The organism is Streptomyces sp. NPDC048106 (genome assembly GCF_040706415.1).
Taxonomy (GTDB): Bacteria; Actinomycetota; Actinomycetes; order Streptomycetales; family Streptomycetaceae; genus Streptomyces.
Window position 1 is genome coordinate 36,951 of the sequence record NZ_JBEZND010000008.1, and the last position, 17,505, is coordinate 54,455.

At 72.7% G+C, this 17,505-nt stretch carries 17 protein-coding genes; 10 read left to right on the forward strand and 7 right to left on the reverse strand.

Annotated features, from left to right (window positions below):
- Nucleotides 1-78 precede the first annotated feature (78 nt).
- The 4 genes from hutI to hutU form a co-directional block, all read right to left on the reverse strand.
- Nucleotides 79-1,257, reverse strand: a complete 1,179-nt coding sequence (gene hutI, locus AB0927_RS10395) for an imidazolonepropionase (RefSeq protein WP_366667139.1) — start codon at nucleotides 1,255-1,257, stop codon at nucleotides 79-81.
- Between the two features lie 47 nt (nucleotides 1,258-1,304).
- Nucleotides 1,305-2,696 carry a formimidoylglutamate deiminase gene (locus AB0927_RS10400; RefSeq protein WP_366667140.1) on the reverse strand — a complete coding sequence of 464 codons (1,392 nt, stop codon included), beginning with the start codon at nucleotides 2,694-2,696 and terminating at the stop codon, nucleotides 1,305-1,307.
- Nucleotides 2,693-3,892 (reverse strand): allantoate amidohydrolase, encoded by a 1,200-nt coding sequence (locus AB0927_RS10405; RefSeq protein ID WP_366667336.1) that lies wholly within the window; start codon nucleotides 3,890-3,892, stop codon nucleotides 2,693-2,695. The genes AB0927_RS10400 and AB0927_RS10405 overlap by 4 nt, the downstream gene beginning before the upstream one ends.
- An 89-nt stretch (nucleotides 3,893-3,981) precedes the next feature.
- Complete coding sequence (gene hutU / locus AB0927_RS10410) at nucleotides 3,982-5,646, reverse strand: urocanate hydratase (protein WP_366667141.1); 1,665 nt, start codon at nucleotides 5,644-5,646, stop codon at nucleotides 3,982-3,984.
- Nucleotides 5,647-5,784: 138 nt separating this feature from the next.
- Here hutU and AB0927_RS10415 point away from each other — a divergent pair, with 138 nt between their 5' ends.
- The 5 genes from AB0927_RS10415 (at nucleotide 5,785) to AB0927_RS10435 (ending at nucleotide 9,503) form a co-directional block, all read left to right on the forward strand.
- Nucleotides 5,785-7,158: a diaminopimelate decarboxylase gene (locus AB0927_RS10415; protein WP_366667142.1), complete on the forward strand. Its 1,374-nt coding sequence runs from the start codon at nucleotides 5,785-5,787 to the stop codon at nucleotides 7,156-7,158.
- Between the two features lie 183 nt (nucleotides 7,159-7,341).
- Nucleotides 7,342-7,725 (forward strand): hypothetical protein, encoded by a 384-nt coding sequence (locus AB0927_RS10420; RefSeq protein ID WP_366667143.1) that lies wholly within the window; start codon nucleotides 7,342-7,344, stop codon nucleotides 7,723-7,725.
- The gene (locus tag AB0927_RS10425; RefSeq protein ID WP_366667144.1) at nucleotides 7,722-8,597 is read left to right on the forward strand and encodes a transcriptional regulator; all 876 of its coding nucleotides are present in this window, start codon (nucleotides 7,722-7,724) and stop codon (nucleotides 8,595-8,597) included. The genes AB0927_RS10420 and AB0927_RS10425 overlap by 4 nt, the downstream gene beginning before the upstream one ends.
- 31 nt (nucleotides 8,598-8,628) lie before the next feature.
- Nucleotides 8,629-9,117: a roadblock/LC7 domain-containing protein gene (locus AB0927_RS10430; protein ID WP_366667145.1), complete on the forward strand. Its 489-nt coding sequence runs from the start codon at nucleotides 8,629-8,631 to the stop codon at nucleotides 9,115-9,117.
- A gap of 11 nt (nucleotides 9,118-9,128) precedes the next feature.
- Entirely contained in the window at nucleotides 9,129-9,503 is a 375-nt protein-coding gene (locus AB0927_RS10435; protein ID WP_366667146.1) for a hypothetical protein, read from the forward strand.
- A 59-nt stretch (nucleotides 9,504-9,562) separates the two neighbouring features.
- On the opposite strand, the gene AB0927_RS10440 is transcribed toward AB0927_RS10435, so the two are convergent.
- Together AB0927_RS10440 and AB0927_RS10445 are read right to left on the reverse strand one after the other, a co-directional pair.
- The gene (locus AB0927_RS10440; protein ID WP_366667147.1) at nucleotides 9,563-10,117 is read right to left on the reverse strand and encodes a hypothetical protein; all 555 of its coding nucleotides are present in this window, start codon (nucleotides 10,115-10,117) and stop codon (nucleotides 9,563-9,565) included.
- Between the two features lie 191 nt (nucleotides 10,118-10,308).
- Nucleotides 10,309-11,151 (reverse strand): MurR/RpiR family transcriptional regulator, encoded by an 843-nt coding sequence (locus AB0927_RS10445; RefSeq protein ID WP_366667148.1) that lies wholly within the window; start codon nucleotides 11,149-11,151, stop codon nucleotides 10,309-10,311.
- 299 nt (nucleotides 11,152-11,450) lie between these two features.
- On the opposite strand from AB0927_RS10445, the gene AB0927_RS10450 reads away from it, so the two are divergent.
- The 5 genes from AB0927_RS10450 (at nucleotide 11,451) to AB0927_RS10470 (ending at nucleotide 15,648) form a co-directional block, all read left to right on the forward strand.
- Nucleotides 11,451-11,891, forward strand: a complete 441-nt coding sequence (locus tag AB0927_RS10450; RefSeq protein WP_366667149.1) for a hypothetical protein — start codon at nucleotides 11,451-11,453, stop codon at nucleotides 11,889-11,891.
- A gap of 7 nt (nucleotides 11,892-11,898) precedes the next feature.
- Complete coding sequence (locus tag AB0927_RS10455; protein ID WP_366667150.1) at nucleotides 11,899-13,695, forward strand: alpha/beta hydrolase; 1,797 nt, start codon at nucleotides 11,899-11,901, stop codon at nucleotides 13,693-13,695.
- Between the two features lie 98 nt (nucleotides 13,696-13,793).
- The gene (locus AB0927_RS10460; protein ID WP_366667151.1) at nucleotides 13,794-14,294 is read left to right on the forward strand and encodes a hypothetical protein; all 501 of its coding nucleotides are present in this window, start codon (nucleotides 13,794-13,796) and stop codon (nucleotides 14,292-14,294) included.
- A 176-nt stretch (nucleotides 14,295-14,470) separates the two neighbouring features.
- On the forward strand, nucleotides 14,471-15,103 hold the full coding sequence (locus tag AB0927_RS10465) for a carbonic anhydrase (protein WP_366667152.1): 633 nt from the start codon (nucleotides 14,471-14,473) through the stop codon (nucleotides 15,101-15,103).
- 101 nt (nucleotides 15,104-15,204) lie between these two features.
- Nucleotides 15,205-15,648, forward strand: a complete 444-nt coding sequence (locus AB0927_RS10470) for a hypothetical protein (protein ID WP_366667153.1) — start codon at nucleotides 15,205-15,207, stop codon at nucleotides 15,646-15,648.
- Between the two features lie 399 nt (nucleotides 15,649-16,047).
- Here AB0927_RS10470 and AB0927_RS10475 read toward each other — a convergent pair whose 3' ends face one another.
- Nucleotides 16,048-17,439, reverse strand: a complete 1,392-nt coding sequence (locus AB0927_RS10475; protein ID WP_366667154.1) for a cystathionine beta-synthase — start codon at nucleotides 17,437-17,439, stop codon at nucleotides 16,048-16,050.
- Between the last annotated feature and the right edge of the window lie 66 nt (nucleotides 17,440-17,505).

Genomic DNA, 17,505 nt, shown 5'->3' on the forward strand with positions numbered 1-17,505 from the left:
CCCGCACCCCCGCACCCGCCGAAGCGGCCCGGATCCCCCGTCCGGGCCGCTTCGGCGTGTCCGCGGCGGGCCGTCGCCTCAGACCACGCGTACGCCGCTCCGCCACACCCCGCTGACCAGGGGCACGCCCGGACGGTAGGCGAGGTGGACGTGGCTGGGGGCGTCGAGGAGGGTCAGGTCGGCGCGGGCGCCGGGAGCGAGGCGGCCGATGTCGGTGCGGCGCAGGGCCGCGGCGCCGCCCGCCGTGGCGGACCAGACGGCCTCGTCCGGGGTCATGCCCATGTCCCGGACGGCCAGGGCGACGCAGAACGGCACGGAGGAGGTGAAGGACGAGCCCGGGTTGCAGTCCGTGGACAGGGCGACGGTGACCCCCGCGTCCAGCAGCCGGCGGGCGTCGGGCCACTGCGCGCGGGTGGAGAACTCGGCGCCGGGCAGCAGCGTGGCGACCGTGTCGCCGCTCGCCAGGGCGTCGACGTCCGCGTCCGTGAGGTGGGTGCAGTGGTCGGCGCTGGCCGCGTCCAGCTCCACGGCCAGCCGCACGCCGGGGCCGTAGGAGAGCTGGTTGGCGTGGATGCGCGGGTGCAGGCCCTTCGCCTTGCCCGCGGTCAGGATGGCGCGGGCCTGGTCGCCGTCGAAGGCGCCCTCCTCGCAGAAGACGTCGATCCAGCGGGCGTGCGGCGCGCAGGCGTCCAGCATCTCGCCGGTGACCAGGGCGACGTAGGCCGCCGGGTCGTCGGCGTAGTCGGGGGAGACGACGTGCGCGCCGAGGTACGTCACCTCGTCGGTGTGCCGGGCCGCGATGCGCAGGGCACGGGCCTCGTCCTCGACGGTCAGGCCGTAGCCCGACTTGGTCTCGAAGGTGGTGGTGCCCTGGCGCAGCGCTTCGGCCAGGTAGCGGGTGAGGCCGGCCTCCAGGTCCGCGTCGCTCGCGGCGCGGGTGGCGGCGACGGTGGTGCGGATGCCGCCCGCCGAGTAGGAGCGGCCGGACATCCGGGCGTTGAACTCCTGGGTGCGGTCCCCGGCGAAGACCAGGTGGGAGTGGGAGTCCACGAAGCCGGGCAGCACCGCCCGGCCGCCCGCGTCGACCCGGTTGTCAGTGGCGGGTGCTTTGCTTGCCTCACCGGTCCACGCGACGCGGTCGCCTTCGATGACGACGGCCGCGTCCTGGATCAGACCGAGGGGGGAACCGCCCCGGCCGAGGGAGGTGTCGTTGGTGACCAGCGTGGCGATGTTGGTGATGACGGTGCTGCTGCTCATGGTGTCCTCGTGGGGGGCGATGGGGGCAGGCGCGGGAACCCGCGCGGTCAGCGCAGGGCTTCGACGGCGGCGGCCAGCGCCCGCGGCACGTCCGGTACGAGCGTGTGCGCGCCGTCGCGTACGACCTGCCGGCCACCCACGACCGTATGCCGCACATCGGCCGCGCCCGCCGCGAATACGGCCGTCTCGGCGCCCAGCCGGGGCGCGGGACCCGCTGTCCTGACCGAGTCCAGGGCGATCGTCGTCAGGTCGGCGAGCGCGCCCGGCTCGATGGCGCCGGCCTCGTCCCAGCCGAGGGCGGCGTGACCGTCGGCGGTGGCGGCCCGCAGCAGGGCGGCGGCCGTCCAGTGGCCCCGGGTGCGGGTGCGCAGCCGCTCGTTCAGCTCCATCGCGCGCGCCTCTTCGAGCAGGTCGATGACGGCGTGGCTGTCGGAGCCGAGGGAGAGCGGGGAGCCGGCCCGCTGGAGGGCGACGGCCGGACCGATGCCGTCGGCGAGGTCGCGCTCGGTCGTCGGGCACATGCAGGTGCCGGTGCGCGAGCCGCCGAGCAGGGCGATGTCCTCGTCGGTGAGGTGGGTGTTGTGCACCCCGGTGGTGCGCGGCCCGAGGACGCCGTGGTCGGCGAGCAGCCGGGTGGGGGTGCGGCCGTGCGCGGCGAGACAGGCGTCGTTCTCGGCGGTCTGCTCCGACAGGTGCACGTGCAGCGGCGCCCGGCGCTCCTCGGCCCAGCGGGCCACGGTCGCCAACTGGTCGGCGGGCACGGCCCGTACGGAGTGGATCGCCGCCCCGATCCGTGCGTGATCCCGTTCCTTGACAACCGCACAGCGTTCGGCCCAGGCCTCGGCGCTGCCGTCGGAGAAGCGGAGCTGGTGGGCGTCGGGGGCCCGCCCGAAACCGGCCGAGAGGTAGCAGGTGTCGAGCAGGGTGATCCGGATGCCGGCCTCGGCGGCGGCCGCGATCAGCGCCTCCCCCATGGCGTTGGGGTCGGCGTAGGGCGTGCCGCCCTGGCCGTGGTGCACGTAGTGGAACTCGCCGACGCAGGTGATGCCGGCGAGCGCCATCTCGGCGTATGTCGCACGGGCGAGCGAAAAGTAGCTGTCGGGGGTGAGTTTGTCGGCAACGGCGTACATGACGTCCCGCCAAGCCCAGAATGACTCCGGAGCCCTTGCCACGCCCTCCTCCGCTCTCCGCCGATGCGGAGGTGATCCGGTGCCGGAGCCGACCTGGACGGTGCCGCGCAGTGCCCGGTGGAAGGCGTGGCTGTGGGCGTTGGCCAGTCCGGGCAGGGTGAGTCCGCGCAGCGCCTCGGCGCCGGGCGGCGGGACGGGCGCCCCGGCGCGCACCGCACCGATCCGCCCGCCCTCGGTCTCGACCAGCACCCCCGGCTCGACATGGTCGCCGAGCCAGGCGTGCTCCAGCCAGTAGGTCGCCTTGGTCAACAGGCCAGCCCTTCCAGTACGTCGGCGAGCGCGCCCACCCCGGCCACGCAGTCGTCCTCGGAGGCGGACTCGGCCGGGGAGTGCGAGACGCCGGTGGGGTTGCGTACGAACAGCATGGCGGTCGGGACGCTCCCCGAGAGGATCCCGGCGTCGTGTCCGGCGCCGGTGCCGAGGACGGGCACCGCCAACTCGGTGTCCCGGCCCAGGATGCGCCCGAGTTCGTCGCGCAGCGCGTGGTCGAACTCCACGACGGGCGTGAAGGACTCCCGTACGACGTCGAGGTCCACGCCGTGCGCGTCCGCGTACTCCCGGGCCGCCTTCTCGATGCCGGCGACCACCGTGTCCAGGGTCTCCTGGTCGGCGGCGCGGGAGTCGAGCCAGCCGCGTACCCGGGAGGGGATCGCGTTGACGCCGTTGGGGTCTGCGGCGATCTTGCCGAAGGTGGCGACCGCACCGGCGAGCCGGGCCTCGCGGCGGGCGGCGAGCACGGTCTCGGCGTACGGCAGCATCGGGTCGTGGCGGTCGTCGAGCCGGGTGGTGCCGGCGTGGTTGGCCTCGCCCCGGAAGTCGAACCTCCAGCGTCCGTGCGGCCAGATGGCGCTGGCGATGCCCACCCGGTCGCCGGACAGGTCCAGCGCGCGGCCCTGTTCGACGTGCAGTTCGACGAAGGCGCCGATCCGGGCCAGCCGCTCGGGGTCGGGCCCGATGGCCTCGGGGTCGTACCCGGCGGCTGCCATGGCGCGCGGCAGGCTGATCCCGTCGCCGTCGGTGAGCCGGTGCGCGTCCTCGGCGGTCAGCGCGCCGGCGGTCAGCCGCGACCCGACGCAGGCCAGTCCGAACCGGGCCCCCTCCTCGTCCCCGAAGTTGACGATGGCGAGGGGCCTGGCGAACCGCACTCCCCTGTGGAGCAGTTCGTCGAGCGCGGCGAAGGAGGACACGACCCCGAGGGGCCCGTCGAAGGCGCCGCCGTCCGGCACGGAGTCCAGGTGCGAGCCGGTGACCACGGCGTCCCCGGCCGCCGGGTCCCCGAGCCAGGCCCACTGGTTCCCGTTCCGGTCGACCTCGTAGGTGAGCCCGCGCGTCTCGGCCTGCTCCCGGAACCACGCCCGGCACTCGGCATCGGGCCCGGTCCAGGCATAGCGCCGGTATCCGCCGGAGCCGGCGTGCCGCCCGACGGGCAGCAGCTCGGCCCACATCTCGTGGAAGGAGGCGCCGCTTCGCGCGGTGGGGGCGTCCGGCCGCGGGCGGGCGTCCCGCAGGGCGGAACGCCCGCCGTGGTCCTTGCTCACGCCTCGTCACCCTCACGCATCGGCACCCGGACGCCGCGCTCGCCTGCGACGGATTCCGCGATGTCGTAGCCGGCGTCCACGTGCCGGATGACGCCCATCCCCGGGTCGTTGGTGAGCACGCGCCGGATCTTCTCGCCACCGAGCTTCGTGCCGTCGGCGACCGTGACCTGTCCGGCGTGGATGGACCGGCCCATGCCGACGCCGCCACCGTGGTGGATGGACACCCAGGAGGCGCCCGAGGCCACGTTGACCATGGCGTTCAGCAGCGGCCAGTCGGCGATCGCGTCGGAGCCGTCGAGCATGGCCTCGGTCTCGCGGTACGGGGAGGCGACGGACCCGCAGTCGAGGTGGTCGCGGCCGATGGCGAGCGGCGCGGCCAGTTCGCCGGAGGCCACCATGTCGTTGAACCGCTCACCGGCCTTGTCCCGCTCGCCGTAGCCGAGCCAGCAGATCCGCGCGGGCAGGCCCTGGAAGTGGACCCGCTCACCGGCCATCTTGATCCAGCGCGCGAGGGACTCGTTCTCGGGGAAGAGGTCGAGGATCGCCTTGTCGGTCTTGGCGATGTCCGCCGGGTCGCCGGACAGCGCGGCCCAGCGGAAGGGGCCCTTGCCCTCGCAGAACAGCGGCCGGATGTAGGCGGGCACGAAGCCGGGGAAGGCGAACGCGCGGTCGTACCCGGCGAGCCGGGCCTCGCCGCGGATGGAGTTGCCGTAGTCGAAGACCTCGGCGCCGGCGTCCAGGAAGCCGACCATGGCCTCGACGTGCGCGGCCATGGACTCGCGCGCCCGTGTGGTGAATCCGGCCGGGTCCTTGGCGGCGGCGTCGGCCATGTCCTCGAACGCGACGCCGATGGGCAGGTAGGCCAGCGGGTCGTGGGCGGAGGTCTGGTCGGTGACGATGTCGATGGGGGCGCCCATCGCGAGGAGCTGCGGGACCAGCTCGGCCGCGTTGCCGAGGACGCCGATGGACAGCGGACGGCGGGCGTCACGGGCCTGCGTCGCGAGCTGGAGCGCGTGGTCGAGGTTGTCGGCCCTGACGTCGAGGTAGCGGTGCTCGATGCGGCGGTCGATGGCGCGCGGGTCGCAGTCGATGCAGATCGCGACGCCGTCGTTCATGGTGACGGCGAGCGGCTGGGCGCCGCCCATGCCGCCGAGGCCGGCGGTGAGGGTGATGGTCCCGGCGAGGGTGCCGCCGAACTTCTTCGCGGCGACGGCGGCGAAGGTCTCGTAGGTGCCCTGGAGGATGCCCTGGGTGCCGATGTAGATCCAGGAGCCGGCGGTCATCTGGCCGTACATGGTCAGGCCGAGGGCCTCCAGGCGGCGGAACTCCTCCCAGTTGGCCCAGTCGCCGACCAGGTTGGAGTTGGCGATGAGGACGCGCGGCGCCCACTCGTGGGTCTGCATCACGCCGACCGGCCGGCCGGACTGGACCAGCATGGTCTCGTCCTGCTTGAGGGTCCGCAGGGTGCGCACCATCGCGTCGAAGGAGCGCCAGTCGCGGGCGGCCTTGCCGGTGCCGCCGTAGACGACGAGCTTGTCGGGGTGCTCGGCCACCTCGGGGTCGAGGTTGTTCTGCAGCATGCGCAGGGCGGCCTCCTGCTGCCAGCCCAGGGCGCTGAGTTCCGTGCCGCGCGGTGCTCGTACGGGGCGGGGTCCCGACATCGTCTGCCTCCTGCTGTTGCTACGTCTATTCACATCCTGTCTTCATGAATAGACCTAGTCAATACATCGGGGCGGCCCCGCCCGCGCGTCGCGGGTGTTTGGCTGGAACCAGGTGACGGCCGACAGGAGGGAGACGCGGTGGACCACGACGCCGAGGCGGAGGCGAAGGAGCGGGCCGCGCGCCGGGACGAGGCGGTGCGCGCCGCCGTGGCACAGGGCCTGCTGGGCCCGGACGCGGCCGTGGTGGGGCTGCTCGACGCGACCGGCATCCGGGAGTCGGCGGCCGCGCTGCGGGCGGCGTTCGAGGCGGTCCTCGCGCCGGGCACCCCGGTGCTGCACGCGTTCGCGGTGAAGGCGTCCCCGCTGGTGCCGGTGCTGCGGCTGCTGCACGAGGAGGGCATCGGCGCCGAGGTGGCGAGCCCCGGCGAGCTGGCCCTCGCCCGCGCGGCGGGTGTACCGGCCGGGCGGACGGTGCTGGACTCGCCCGCCAAGACCCCGGCGGAGCTGCGCGAGGCGCTGGCCCTGGGCATCGCCGTGAACGCCGACAACCCGCAGGAGCTGGACCGCCTGGACGCCCTGGTCCGGTCCGCGCCGAGCAAGTCCCCGCTCGGCATCCGGGTCAACCCGCAGATCGGCGGCGGCAGCATCGGGGCGACATCGACCGCGACCGAGACCTCGAAGTTCGGGGTGGCACTGCGCGACGAGGGGGCGCGCGAGTGGGTCGTACGGGCGTACACGGAGCGGCCGTGGCTGACCCGGCTGCACGCGCACACCGGCTCGCAGGGCATTCCGCTGCCGCTGCTGGCGCGGGGCGCGGCGGAGACGTACGCGCTGGCGGAGGAGATCAACGCGCGGGCGGGACGGCGGCAGATCGACACGCTCGACATCGGCGGCGGGCTGCCGGTGAACTTCGCGGGCGAGGTGACGGCGCCGACGTACGCGGCGTACGCGCGGCTGCTGGCCGAGCAGGTGCCGGGGCTGTGCGCGGGGCGGTACGGGCTGGTGACGGAGTTCGGGCGGTCGCTGCTGGCCAAGCACGGCACGGTGGTGGCGCGGGTGGAGTACGCCAAGCGCTCGGGCGGGCGGCGGATCGCGGTGACGCACGCGGGGGTGCAGGTGGCGACGCGGACGGTGTACGCACCGGGGGCGTGGCCGCTGCGGATCGCCGCGTACGACGCCGAGGGGCGGCCGAAGCAGGGGCCCGAGGTGGTGCAGGACGTGGCGGGCCCGGCCTGCTTCTCGGGCGACCTGCTCGCCGAGGGACGCGCGCTGCCCTTGCTGGAACAGGGCGACCACGCGGCGGCGCTGGACACGGGCGCGTACTACTTCGCGCACCACTACGCCTACAACTCCCTCGCCCGGCCCGGGATCTACGGCTTCGCGCCGGACGGGCGGGGAGGCGTCGCCTTCGCCACCGTGCGGGAACCGCAGACGATCGCGGAGGTGGTGGCGGAGTCCGGGGGCGCGCACGCGTCAGCGCTCACCACCTTGCGTGCGCCCGGAAGCCGCTGACGCGGCCCCCGTCGCACCCGAGCAGATGGATCAACTTCGGTGACACAAAGGCCAGTTAGCCAACACTAGTACGCAGAACGCATGTTCCACCGGAAAATGCCAAACGGCTTCACCCCTCCCTCACACGTTGCGTAGTGTCGGGGTCACTCAGCCGGAAGTCCCAGGCGGGAGGGGAGCCACGCGGTGCCCGGAATCGACGAGTGCCTGCTGGAAGCGATGCGATTGCCCGGTGCCCGGGGTGCCGCGCTGGTGGACTGGACGAGCGGCCTCGCGCTCGGCGCGGTCGGGGAGGCGCCCGGCGGCGATCACGAGACGGCCGCCGCCGAGGCCGCCGAGCTGGCCCGGCTGGCCGCGGAGCACGGCACCTTCACCGCCCGGGCGGCGGACCGGCCGCCGGTGGAGGACGTGATCGTCAGCAATGCGGACAGCTACCACCTGCTGCGGTTCGTGGACACCTCCTTCGACAGCAGCGTGTTCCTGCATCTGTGGCTGGGGCGCGAGGAGGGCAATCTCGCGCTCGCCCGGATCCGGCTCGGCGAGATGGCCGCCCGCCTGGTGTTGGGATGACCATGGTCGGTACACCACCGCCGCTGCCGGTACGGGACAAGGCCGCCGCCCGCGCGCTGTCCCCGATGCTGAACCGGCTGGCCGAGGAACGGGCCACCGGCGTCCTGGTCCGCGAGCACGGCACCCTGTACCTCGCCGAGGGCCGCGTGGTGCACGCCGAGAGCCCCCTCGCCCCGGGTCTCGACGTGCTCCTCACGGCCCACGGCACCCTGGCGACCGCCGCCTGGCAGCGGGCCGCCGCCGCGGCCGAGGGCCCGCTGCACGCGGCCGAACTCCTGCTGGAGTCCGGGCTGTTACCCGCGGGCGCGCTGGAGCTGTGCCATCTGGACGCGCTGTACGACGCCGGGTACTTCGCCCTGGCACCGAGCAGCACCCCCGGCCGGTTCCACTACGACGGCGCGCCCCGCACCGGCCCCCTGCCCTCGGTCCCGGTCGTCGCGCTCGAACGCGAGACCCTGCGCCGCCGGCTGCAACTGCACCGCCTGTGGCCCGACCCGGCCGCGGACACCGCGCCGCTGATCCGCGCGGACCCCTCCGCCCACCGCCTCCCCCACGACGGGACCGGATCGGCGAGACCCTCCCGACCCACCCCCGTCGCCCCCCGCCAACGCGCCGTCCTGGACCGCGTGGACGGCACCCGCACGGCCGCCGACATCGCCCGGGACCTGGGCCGGCAGGCGTTCCACACACTGGTCGACGTCCGCAGACTGGCGGCCGCCGGGCACCTGAGGACCGCCGCGCCGGCGACGCCCACGGCGCCGCCCGCGAACGCACCGGAACAGGCCCGGAACCTCCCCCCGCCCCTGCCCCCGGTCACCGACCCCGACATCGCGCTGCTGAAGAGGCTCAGGGATGCGCTGGAGGCGCTTTGAACGGCCACGCCCCGCCGAGAGGAGAGAGCTGATGGTGTCCGAGGACGACCTTCGGACCGTCCTGGAGGAGCTGCACCGGCTGCGCACCCGCGTGCCGCGGCTCACCGGCGCGCTCGCGGCCGGCGTCGACGGACTCGTCGTCGCCCACGACACGCCCGGCGTCGACCCCGAGGGGCTCGCGGCGCTCACCGCGGCCGCGCTCGGCGTCTCCGTCCGGGTCGCCGACGCCACCGGCAACGGCGGCCTGCGCGAACTGCTGGTACGCGGCGAGCACGGCTACGTCGCCGCCTACGCGGCCGGGCGCAGCGCCGTACTGACCCTGCTCGCGCAGGACCGGGTCAACGTCGGCCGGCTGCATCTGGAGGGCCGCCGCTCCGGCGCCCGGATCGGCGAACTCCTGGACGCCGCCGAGGCCGCGGCCGCCCGGAACGCCCCCGCGCGCCAGGCCCCCGCACCCACCCGCGCCCGGACCACGCGGACGGCGCGCACGACCACCGCACGCACCACAACCGACAGTTGAGAGGACCCGACATGGCCAACACCGAGACCGCCCTCAAAGAGGCGCTGACCTCGATCGAGGGCGCCACCGGCGTCGCGCTCGTCGACTACACCAGCGGGATGGCGCTGGGCACGCTGGGCGGCGGCAACACCTTCGACCTGAACGTGGCCGCCGCCGGCAACACCGACGTGATCCGCGCCAAGATGCGCACGATGGAGATGCTCGGCCTCAAGGGCGAGATCGAGGACATCCTCATCACGCTCACCGACCAGTACCACCTGATCCGCCTGCTCAAGGGGCGCGGCGGCAACGGCCTGTTCCTCTACCTGGTCCTGGACTCCGCCCGCGCCAACCTGGCGATGGCCCGCCACCAGCTGAAGCGGATAGAGGAGGACCTGGAGGTATAGCCCCCGGGTCGCCGCGTCCCCGGGCTCCGGGCTCCGGGCTCCGGGCTCCGGGCCCTGCGTCAGACGAGGGCCGCGGTACGGCGGCGGGCCCCGCCCGGGGCCGCGTCGCCGGCCGCGATGCCCGTGCCGCGCAGGCCCCTGACCGCCTTGCCCGCCGGGCGGCCACCGCGCCGGCCGAGCCAGTCGACGCGCACCCAGAGCAGGGTCTCCAGGGCCCGTTCGCGCCGCCCGAGCCACGCGGCCTTCAGCCGCAGCCCGGTGCCGCACCCGGCCAGCAGCAGCCCGCCGGCCACCGGCACGGCGAAGGCGGAGCCGACCGCGACGGCCCAGGCCAGCACCAGCCACCAGCGGTGCCCGCGGCGCCAGGCGCGCACCGTCACCGCGCGGTCCTGGAGCACGTCGTACTTGCCCGCGCGGGTGGCGCCCCGGGCGAGCGCGTCGTACCGGCGCCGCCGCGTCAGCGCGACCACCGCGGCGCCGACGAGGAAGAGCGCGGCCCCGGCGAGCACTCCGATCCGGCGCCCGGTGAATCCCTCGGGCACCGCGCCGACTCCCGCGGCGACCACCCCGAACCACCACAGCGGTGCGGCTCCCGCCCGGACGACGACGGCCACCCGGGCGAGCCCCCGCCCTCCCCGTCCGTCGCGTCCTCCCCGCTCTTCCCGCTCTCCCCGTTCTCCGCGTCCTGTGCGTTCTCCGCGTCCTGCGCGCGCCACGTCGGCCTCCCGTGTCACGAGTCCCACCGGGTCTGTGTCCGGCCGGGACGTTAGCGGGAGAATGTGAGACAAACCTGAGAGGGCGCGGTTCACTCCACGAAGAGCCCCCGCGCGGCGGCCTTCGCGTCGAACTCCTCCAGGCGCGCCTGCGCATCCGGCAGATCGTCGCAGACCGCCTCCAGCAGCACCCGGCCCAGCAGCATCGGCGCGCACGCGGTGTCGAAGGCGAGGCCGGTGCCGACGGCGGCGGGCAGCAGCAGGTCGGAGTACTTGGCGACCGGCGCGAACGCCGAGTCGGCGACGGTGACGACGGTCAGACCGGCGTCCTTGGCATGGGCGAGGGTGTCGACCACCTCGCGCGGATGCCGGGGCAGCGCGAAGCAGAGCAGGGCGCTCGCGCCCGCGCGGACGGCCGCGTCGATGCGGTCCTGGATCATCGTGCCGCCCTCGTCGAGCAGCCGGACGTCCGGGTGGACCTTGGCGGCGAAGTACGCGAAGCCGTACGCCTGGGAAGCGGCGGCGCGCAGGCCGAGCACCGGCAGCGGGCGAGAGGCGGCGAGGATCCGGCCGGCCTCCCGCACCGGGCGCGGGTCGGCGAGCAGCTCCGCGAGGTGCCGCAGATTGGCGATCTCGGCCTCGACGGCGAGCTGGTACTCGTTGTGCACGCCGTTCTCGGGCACCGGCTCGGCGGGCACGACCTCGCGCAGGTGCCGGCGCAGCGCGGGATACCCGTCGAAGCCGAGGGCGACCGCGAACCGGGTCACCGACGGCTGGCTGACCCCGGCCAGTTCGGCCAGCTCCACGCTGGACAGGAAGGGCACGTCGGCGGCGCGCCGCACCATGCTGTGCGCGATGCGGCGCTGGGTCGGCGTGAGCCGGTGGCCCTCGAAGAGCGCCTGCAACCGGTTGGCCGGGCTGTCGGTCACGCTCATCACGTACTCCCCCTCGGATGTCCTCGACGCCCCGGGAGAGTACAGCGCCGAGGCCGCGCCGGACACGGGCCGATATTCAGACAATGCTTCACTGTATACAGTTATACAGCGAGAGGACGGCCCACCGCACCGTCCACAGGAACAGGCCAAGCTCGCCTGGATGAGGACGAATACTCAGCCACTCAGTACTCGTACTCAGGTGCTCCCGGACCCGGATCCATAGGCTGACGCCCCGAGACAACCGGCACCTCACGGCGCACACCGCATCGCCGCCGCAAAGAGGGGGAGGACCCTACCTGATGGCGTGGGACGAGTGGGAGCAGCTCAAGGCAGGGGCGGCCCAGCGGATGCGGATCGACCATCTGGTCGATCCGGGAGGTGGAGGACCGAGCGGCACCTCCGGCGTATCGGCTATTGATCTGAAAGCGTCGAAGGGCCCGTGGACCAAGGCTTCTGGCGTGGCCCAGGAGCTGCGGACGGCCACGAACGCGGGGCTGACGGAGCTCAGGACGGCCCACGAGGGTGTCACGGGCGGGACCGACGGCTTCACGAGTACCGCCGCACTGAACGAGATCCTGCCCACGTGGGAGAAGCGGCTGACCTCGGTGCGCAACGAGTGTGACCGGTTACACGGCTCGCTCGCCATGACCGGCCGGGACTTCGGCGAGATCGATCCCGCCGTGGCCGCCAAGGTCAACGGCGTGCACGTGGGCGGCGACAAGCCCGATTGGGTGCGGTGAGGCGAGCATGCCCACATGGCAACAGCTACGCGACGCGAAGCTGACCGAGTATGAGAACGCGGCGGACGGCTGGAGCATGGTCAGCAACCGGGCCGACGCCGCACGCATCCGGACCGATCAGGAGATGGCCGGCCCGCTCCGCGCCACGCAGAAGGGTGAGGCACAGACTTCGGCCGAGCGGGATCTGACCCGGTTGGGCCGGAACTACCAGTACATCTACAGCGAATGTGGTCTCGTCCGTACGACCCTGAGCGCTCTCGCCGTCGAATTATCCGGTGCCCAGAAGAAGCTGAAGCAAGCGCTCGACGACGCGGCCGGTCTCCAGTTCACGGTCAACGAGGACGGCTCGGTCGAGTACCCGAGAAGCACCGAGCTTCCCATGGCTCCGGGCGCCTCCTCCGGCAGCGGAGTCGCCAAGCCGGGCGCCCCGGTCCCGTACCTGCCTGGGGCGGGCGAAGCGAGCGGTGACCCCAACAAGGGCAAGGCCGAGGACATCGCCGAGCGCATCTCACAGGCGGTGAACAGCGCTGTCGAGATCGACAGTCGGTATGCCAGGATCCTGCGCGAACTGAAGGCGCCGGACGGCTTGGCCGTCACCGACGACATGCTCCTGGACGAGGCCCGCGACATGGGCGACGTCCAGAAGGCAGTCGGCACCTACGTCGACAAAGGCAGCATCCCGCACGGCAAGTCCCCAGCCGATAACAAGAAGTGGTGGGACAGCCTCACGCAGGAGCAGCGCGAGGAATACACGACGCTCTACCCGGCCGAGATCGGCGCGCTCGACGGACTCTCCAGCGTGGTCCGTGACTCCGCCAACCGGATCGTGCTGGACGAGGCCCACGCCCAGGTAGAGCACGACCTCGCGGCGCTGGGGCCGGAGCCGCCCAAGGCGATCCACGACGCGGGCGGGAGGACCTGCAGCAACCCGGCGTGGAACATATGGAACGCCAAGGGCGGCACACGGCTCAAGAACCAGCTCAAGGGCATGGCCGCCGTCGAGGCCCGCTTCGACCAGACCGGCGTCGACGGTCTGCCCCCGGCCTACCTGCTGGGCTTCGACCTCAAGGGCAACGGACACGTCATCCTGGCCAACGGCGACCCGGACACGGCGGACAACACGGCCGTGTATGTGCCGGGGACGAAGTCGAAGCTTGAGGGGGCCGGAGGGGACATCGGACGCATGACGCGGATGTGGAAGGCAGCCAGCAACATCTCACCCGGCCAGTCCACCTCGACGATCACTTGGATCGGATACGACGCCCCACAGAGCATCGCTCCTGAGGCCATGGAGAAACACTGGGCCTACGAGGGCGCGCCCAGGCTCAACAATTTCCTGGACGGTCTGCAGACGGCCCAGGGCGGCCCGGACGCCAGCCACACCACCGTCATCGGCCACAGCTATGGATCCACCACCGTGGGCGCCGCGTCCAAGGCCCCCGGGCACTTCGGGGCGGACGACATCGTCGTGGCGGGCAGCCCCGGCATGCTGGTCGGCGACGCGAGCGATCTGGACGTCGGCAAGAACCACGTGTGGTCGGAGGCCGCAGGCAACGACGCGGTCCCGCTGGGCGGCAAGATCGCCCATCTTGGCGGCTACAAGTGGGGCGTCCAGACCTGGAACGGGCTTCCGTACGACGCCGGGCCGATCCAGACGGTCCCGTCCGACGAGGCTTTCGGTGCCCACAGGATGCACGTGGATACCAGCGGTCACAGCGGTTACTGGAATGAGGGATCGGACAGCCTCACGAACCAGGCAGCGGTGGTCGTCGGCCGCTATGACTACGTCCAGGAGGACAATTGATTCCCCGCTTTCTTTGCCACCGCTCCTGGGGCAATCGGCTTGGCATCGCAGTCGCTGTTACCGCACTCTCCCTCACCGGAACAGGTTGCTCGAACACCATGGATCAGCAAGCAGACGCCGCGGCGACGCACAAGATGACCGGCTCGAAGCCCACCGTCCTGGACGTGGACAAAGCCCGGGAGAAGGCAAAGGCCGTATCCAGCCAGATCTACGACCTGATCGACATTCCCTCCGGCAAGGTCCCCGAGACGGGCCCGAGCATCGTCCCCTGCGACCAGGACCCCGAGCACCTCTACAAGACCGAGCACCCGTGGTCGGTCTACGGCGTGCACGAGGAGGAGCTGAAGGCCGGCTTCCAGCGGCTGCGGGACGGCCTTCCCGGGAAGGGGTGGAAGATCGTCCGGTACGGCCCGAACAAGAGCCGCGCCAAGGCCCTCGAACTCACGGCGGACTCCACGGCCGAGCCCTACTCCGTGGACGCCCAACTCTGGGTGTCGAGCCCGACAGCCGGCCACGAGAAGGAACCGATGATTGTGATCACCGTCGTCTCCGGCTGCTGGCGGGCTCCCAAGGGCACGGATCTCAACACCCAGTACTAATCACGGCAAAGGCCAGACACGCCGCCTCCCGCGGCCGGCGTGGACGCCGTTCAAAGACCGGTATCGCGGGGGCGATGATCCGCCGAGGAAACGACCAAGTGTCGTTAAATCGCCACCCTTAGTGACGATGCGCGTGCTTACGGTGAACACTACTGGCACGACACCGAGGAAGCGTCATGGCCACCCCCCACCGGGCCTTAGGCACGCCGACCGCGCCCGCTCCCCGTCCCCCCAGCCCCTCCTCTCTCCCGGGCGAACCACGGCCCACCGCCGCCGCCGTCCTCGACCGGCTCCTCGCCGGCAACGTCCGCTACACCCGCGGCCGTTCCCGGCAGCCGTACGGCCCTCCCGCCGGGCGGCGCCCGTGCGCGGTGGTCATCGGCTGCGTGGACGACCCCGTCCCGCCGGAGCTGGTCCTCGACCAGCCGATCGGGGAGCTGCTGTGCGTCCGTACCGCCGGGCAGGTGCTGGACGAGGCGGTGCTCGGCTCCGTCCAGTACGGCGTCCAGGAACTCGGCGCCCCGCTCGTGCTGGTCCTCGGACACGAGCGGTGCGCCGCCGTGGCCGCCACGCTGGAGCGGCTGCGCACCGGGGCGCCGGTACCGGGCCATCTGGAGCTGCTGGTGGAGGAGATCGCCCCGGCCGCCCGGCGCACCCGGGGCCGGCCCGGCGACTGGGCGGAGCACACCCTGCGGGCCCAGGCCACGTGGGTGCGGGACGCGATCCGCGCCGATCCCGCCTTCGGGGCCGCACAGGTGGTGGCCGCCCGGCTCGACGCCGGGCTCGGTCTGATGTCGTTGCTGCCCTGAGGGACTCCCGGGGCGCGGGGGCCGGCACGGTGGCCCGCACCAGGCCAAGAGGGGGGCTTTCCCCAGTGCGGCCGCGGCCCCGCGTTTTCTAGGGTGAGGGCATGAGCGCACGTGACCCGCAGGACGTCGGACTCAAGGGCGACGCCGAGCTGCGGAAGGACCTCGACGCGACCGTCCGAGCCCGCCGGGAACTGGGGGACGACTACGACGCGGCCCTGGTCGAATCCTTCCTGGAGAAGGTCGAGCAGCGGCTCGACGGCGCGGTGGACCGCCGGGTGCGGCGGCAGCTTGCCGAGCAGCAGATGGCGGCCGCGCGCGGCACCGCGCGGCGGCCGAACCCGGTCGACTCGTGGGGCGAGCGCTACGGCTTCGCCCTGCTCACCCTGGTCCTGGCCATCCCGCTGTCCGCGATCGCCGGTGCCCTGACGGGACTCGCCGGAATGGTGGTCGCCTGGATCGGGATAGTCGGTGTCAACGCGGCCCAGGCGATACGCCAGCGCCCGGAGCTGCTGTCGGGGCGGGGCCGGTCCGGCGGGGACGACTGACGGTCCGGGGTCGAGCGGCCTCGCGGCCCCCTGTCGCCGGGAGGGGAGGTGCGACGTGGCCGCTCTCCGGCCTGACCGCCGAGAAGGTCTGCGCGGGGACCGCCGCAACCCCCGTTGCCGGGGGGCGGGACGACGGCGGTCCCCGCGGGGGACGCGGGCCGGGTCAGGGCCGGGCCGCGCGTCCTGGCGTCCGTGGAGGTCCGGGAGCCGCTCCGGAGGTCCGTGACGCCGACAACCCCTAATCTGCCGGACGCGTGTTAAGCGAGTGCTGCGTGCACGTGACGCCCTCGTACCACTTGCGCGAACCCCGTGTCGCGGCCGGCGGCCCGGTCCGGGGACCGGCCGCTGACCTCGGGCTTCGCTCCTTGTCACGTGGTGCGTTACGTGGCGCCGCCCTTGTTACTTGGCGCCGCCCTTGGCGAGGAAGGCCAGCAGGTCCTGGCGGCTGATCACGCCGGTCGGCTTGCCCTCGACGAGGACGATCGCCGCGTCCGCCGTGCCCAGCACCTGCATCAGGTCGCCGACCGGCTCGCCGGAGCCGACCTGGGGCAGCGGCGCGCACATGTGCTTCTCCAGCGGGTCCTCCAGCGAGGCGCGCTTGGAGAACAGGGCGTCGAGCAGCTCGCGCTCCACGACCGAGCCGACGACCTCGGCGGCCATCACGTCCGGGTGACCGGCGCCCGGCTTGACGACGGGCATCTGCGAGACGCCGTACTCGCGCAGCACCTCGATGGCCTGGCCGACGGTCTCCTCCGGGTGCATGTGCACGAGGGAGGGGATGGTGGCGCCCGCCTTGTCCTTCAGGACGTCGGCGACCCGGGCGCTCGGACCCTCGTCCTCCAGGAAGCCGTAGTCGGCCATCCACTCGTCGTTGAAGATCTTCGAAAGGTAGCCGCGACCGCTGTCCGGGAGCAGCACCACGACGACGTCGTCAGGGCCGAGCCGCTCGGCGACGCGCAGCGCGGCGACCACGGCCATGCCGCAGGAGCCGCCCACCAGCAGCCCCTCCTCCTTGGCCAGGCGGCGGGTCATCTGGAAGGCGTCCTTGTCGGACACGGCCACGATCTCGTCGGCGACGGTGCGGTCGTAGGCGGTCGGCCAGAAGTCCTCACCGACGCCCTCGATCAGGTAGGGCCGCCCGGAGCCGCCCGAGTAGACGGAGCCCTCGGGGTCGGCGCCGATGACCTTGACCTTGCCCTGGCTGGCGTCCTTCAGGTAGCGGCCGGTGCCGGAGATGGTGCCGCCGGTGCCGACGCCCGCCACGAAGTGAGTGATCCGGCCCTCGGTCTGGTCCCACAGCTCCGGGCCCGTCGAGTGGTAGTGCGACAGCGGGTTGTTGGGGTTGGAGTACTGGTCGGGCTTCCAGGCGCCCGGGGTCTCGCGCACCAGGCGGTCGGAGACGTTGTAGTACGAGTCCGGGTGCTCGGGGTCCACGGCGGTCGGGCAGACGACGACCTCGGCACCGTAGGCACGCAGCACGTTGATCTTGTCGGTGCTCACCTTGTCAGGGCACACGAAGATGCACTTGTAGCCCTTCTGCTGGGCCACGATGGCCAGGCCGACCCCGGTGTTCCCGCTGGTCGGCTCCACGATGGTGCCACCCGGCTTCAGCTCCCCGCTCTCCTCGGCGGCCTCGATCATGCGCAGGGCGATGCGGTCCTTCACGGAACCGCCCGGGTTGAAGTACTCCACCTTGGCCAGGACGGTGGCCTGGATGCCCTTGGTCACGTTGTTGAGCTTCACCAGCGGGGTGTCGCCGACGAGGCTGATCATCGAGTCGTGGAATCGCACCGTTGTCTCCGGTCGCTGCAAAAAATTTGGTCTTAGTGGTGTCGTCAGCCTACGGCCAGCGGCCCT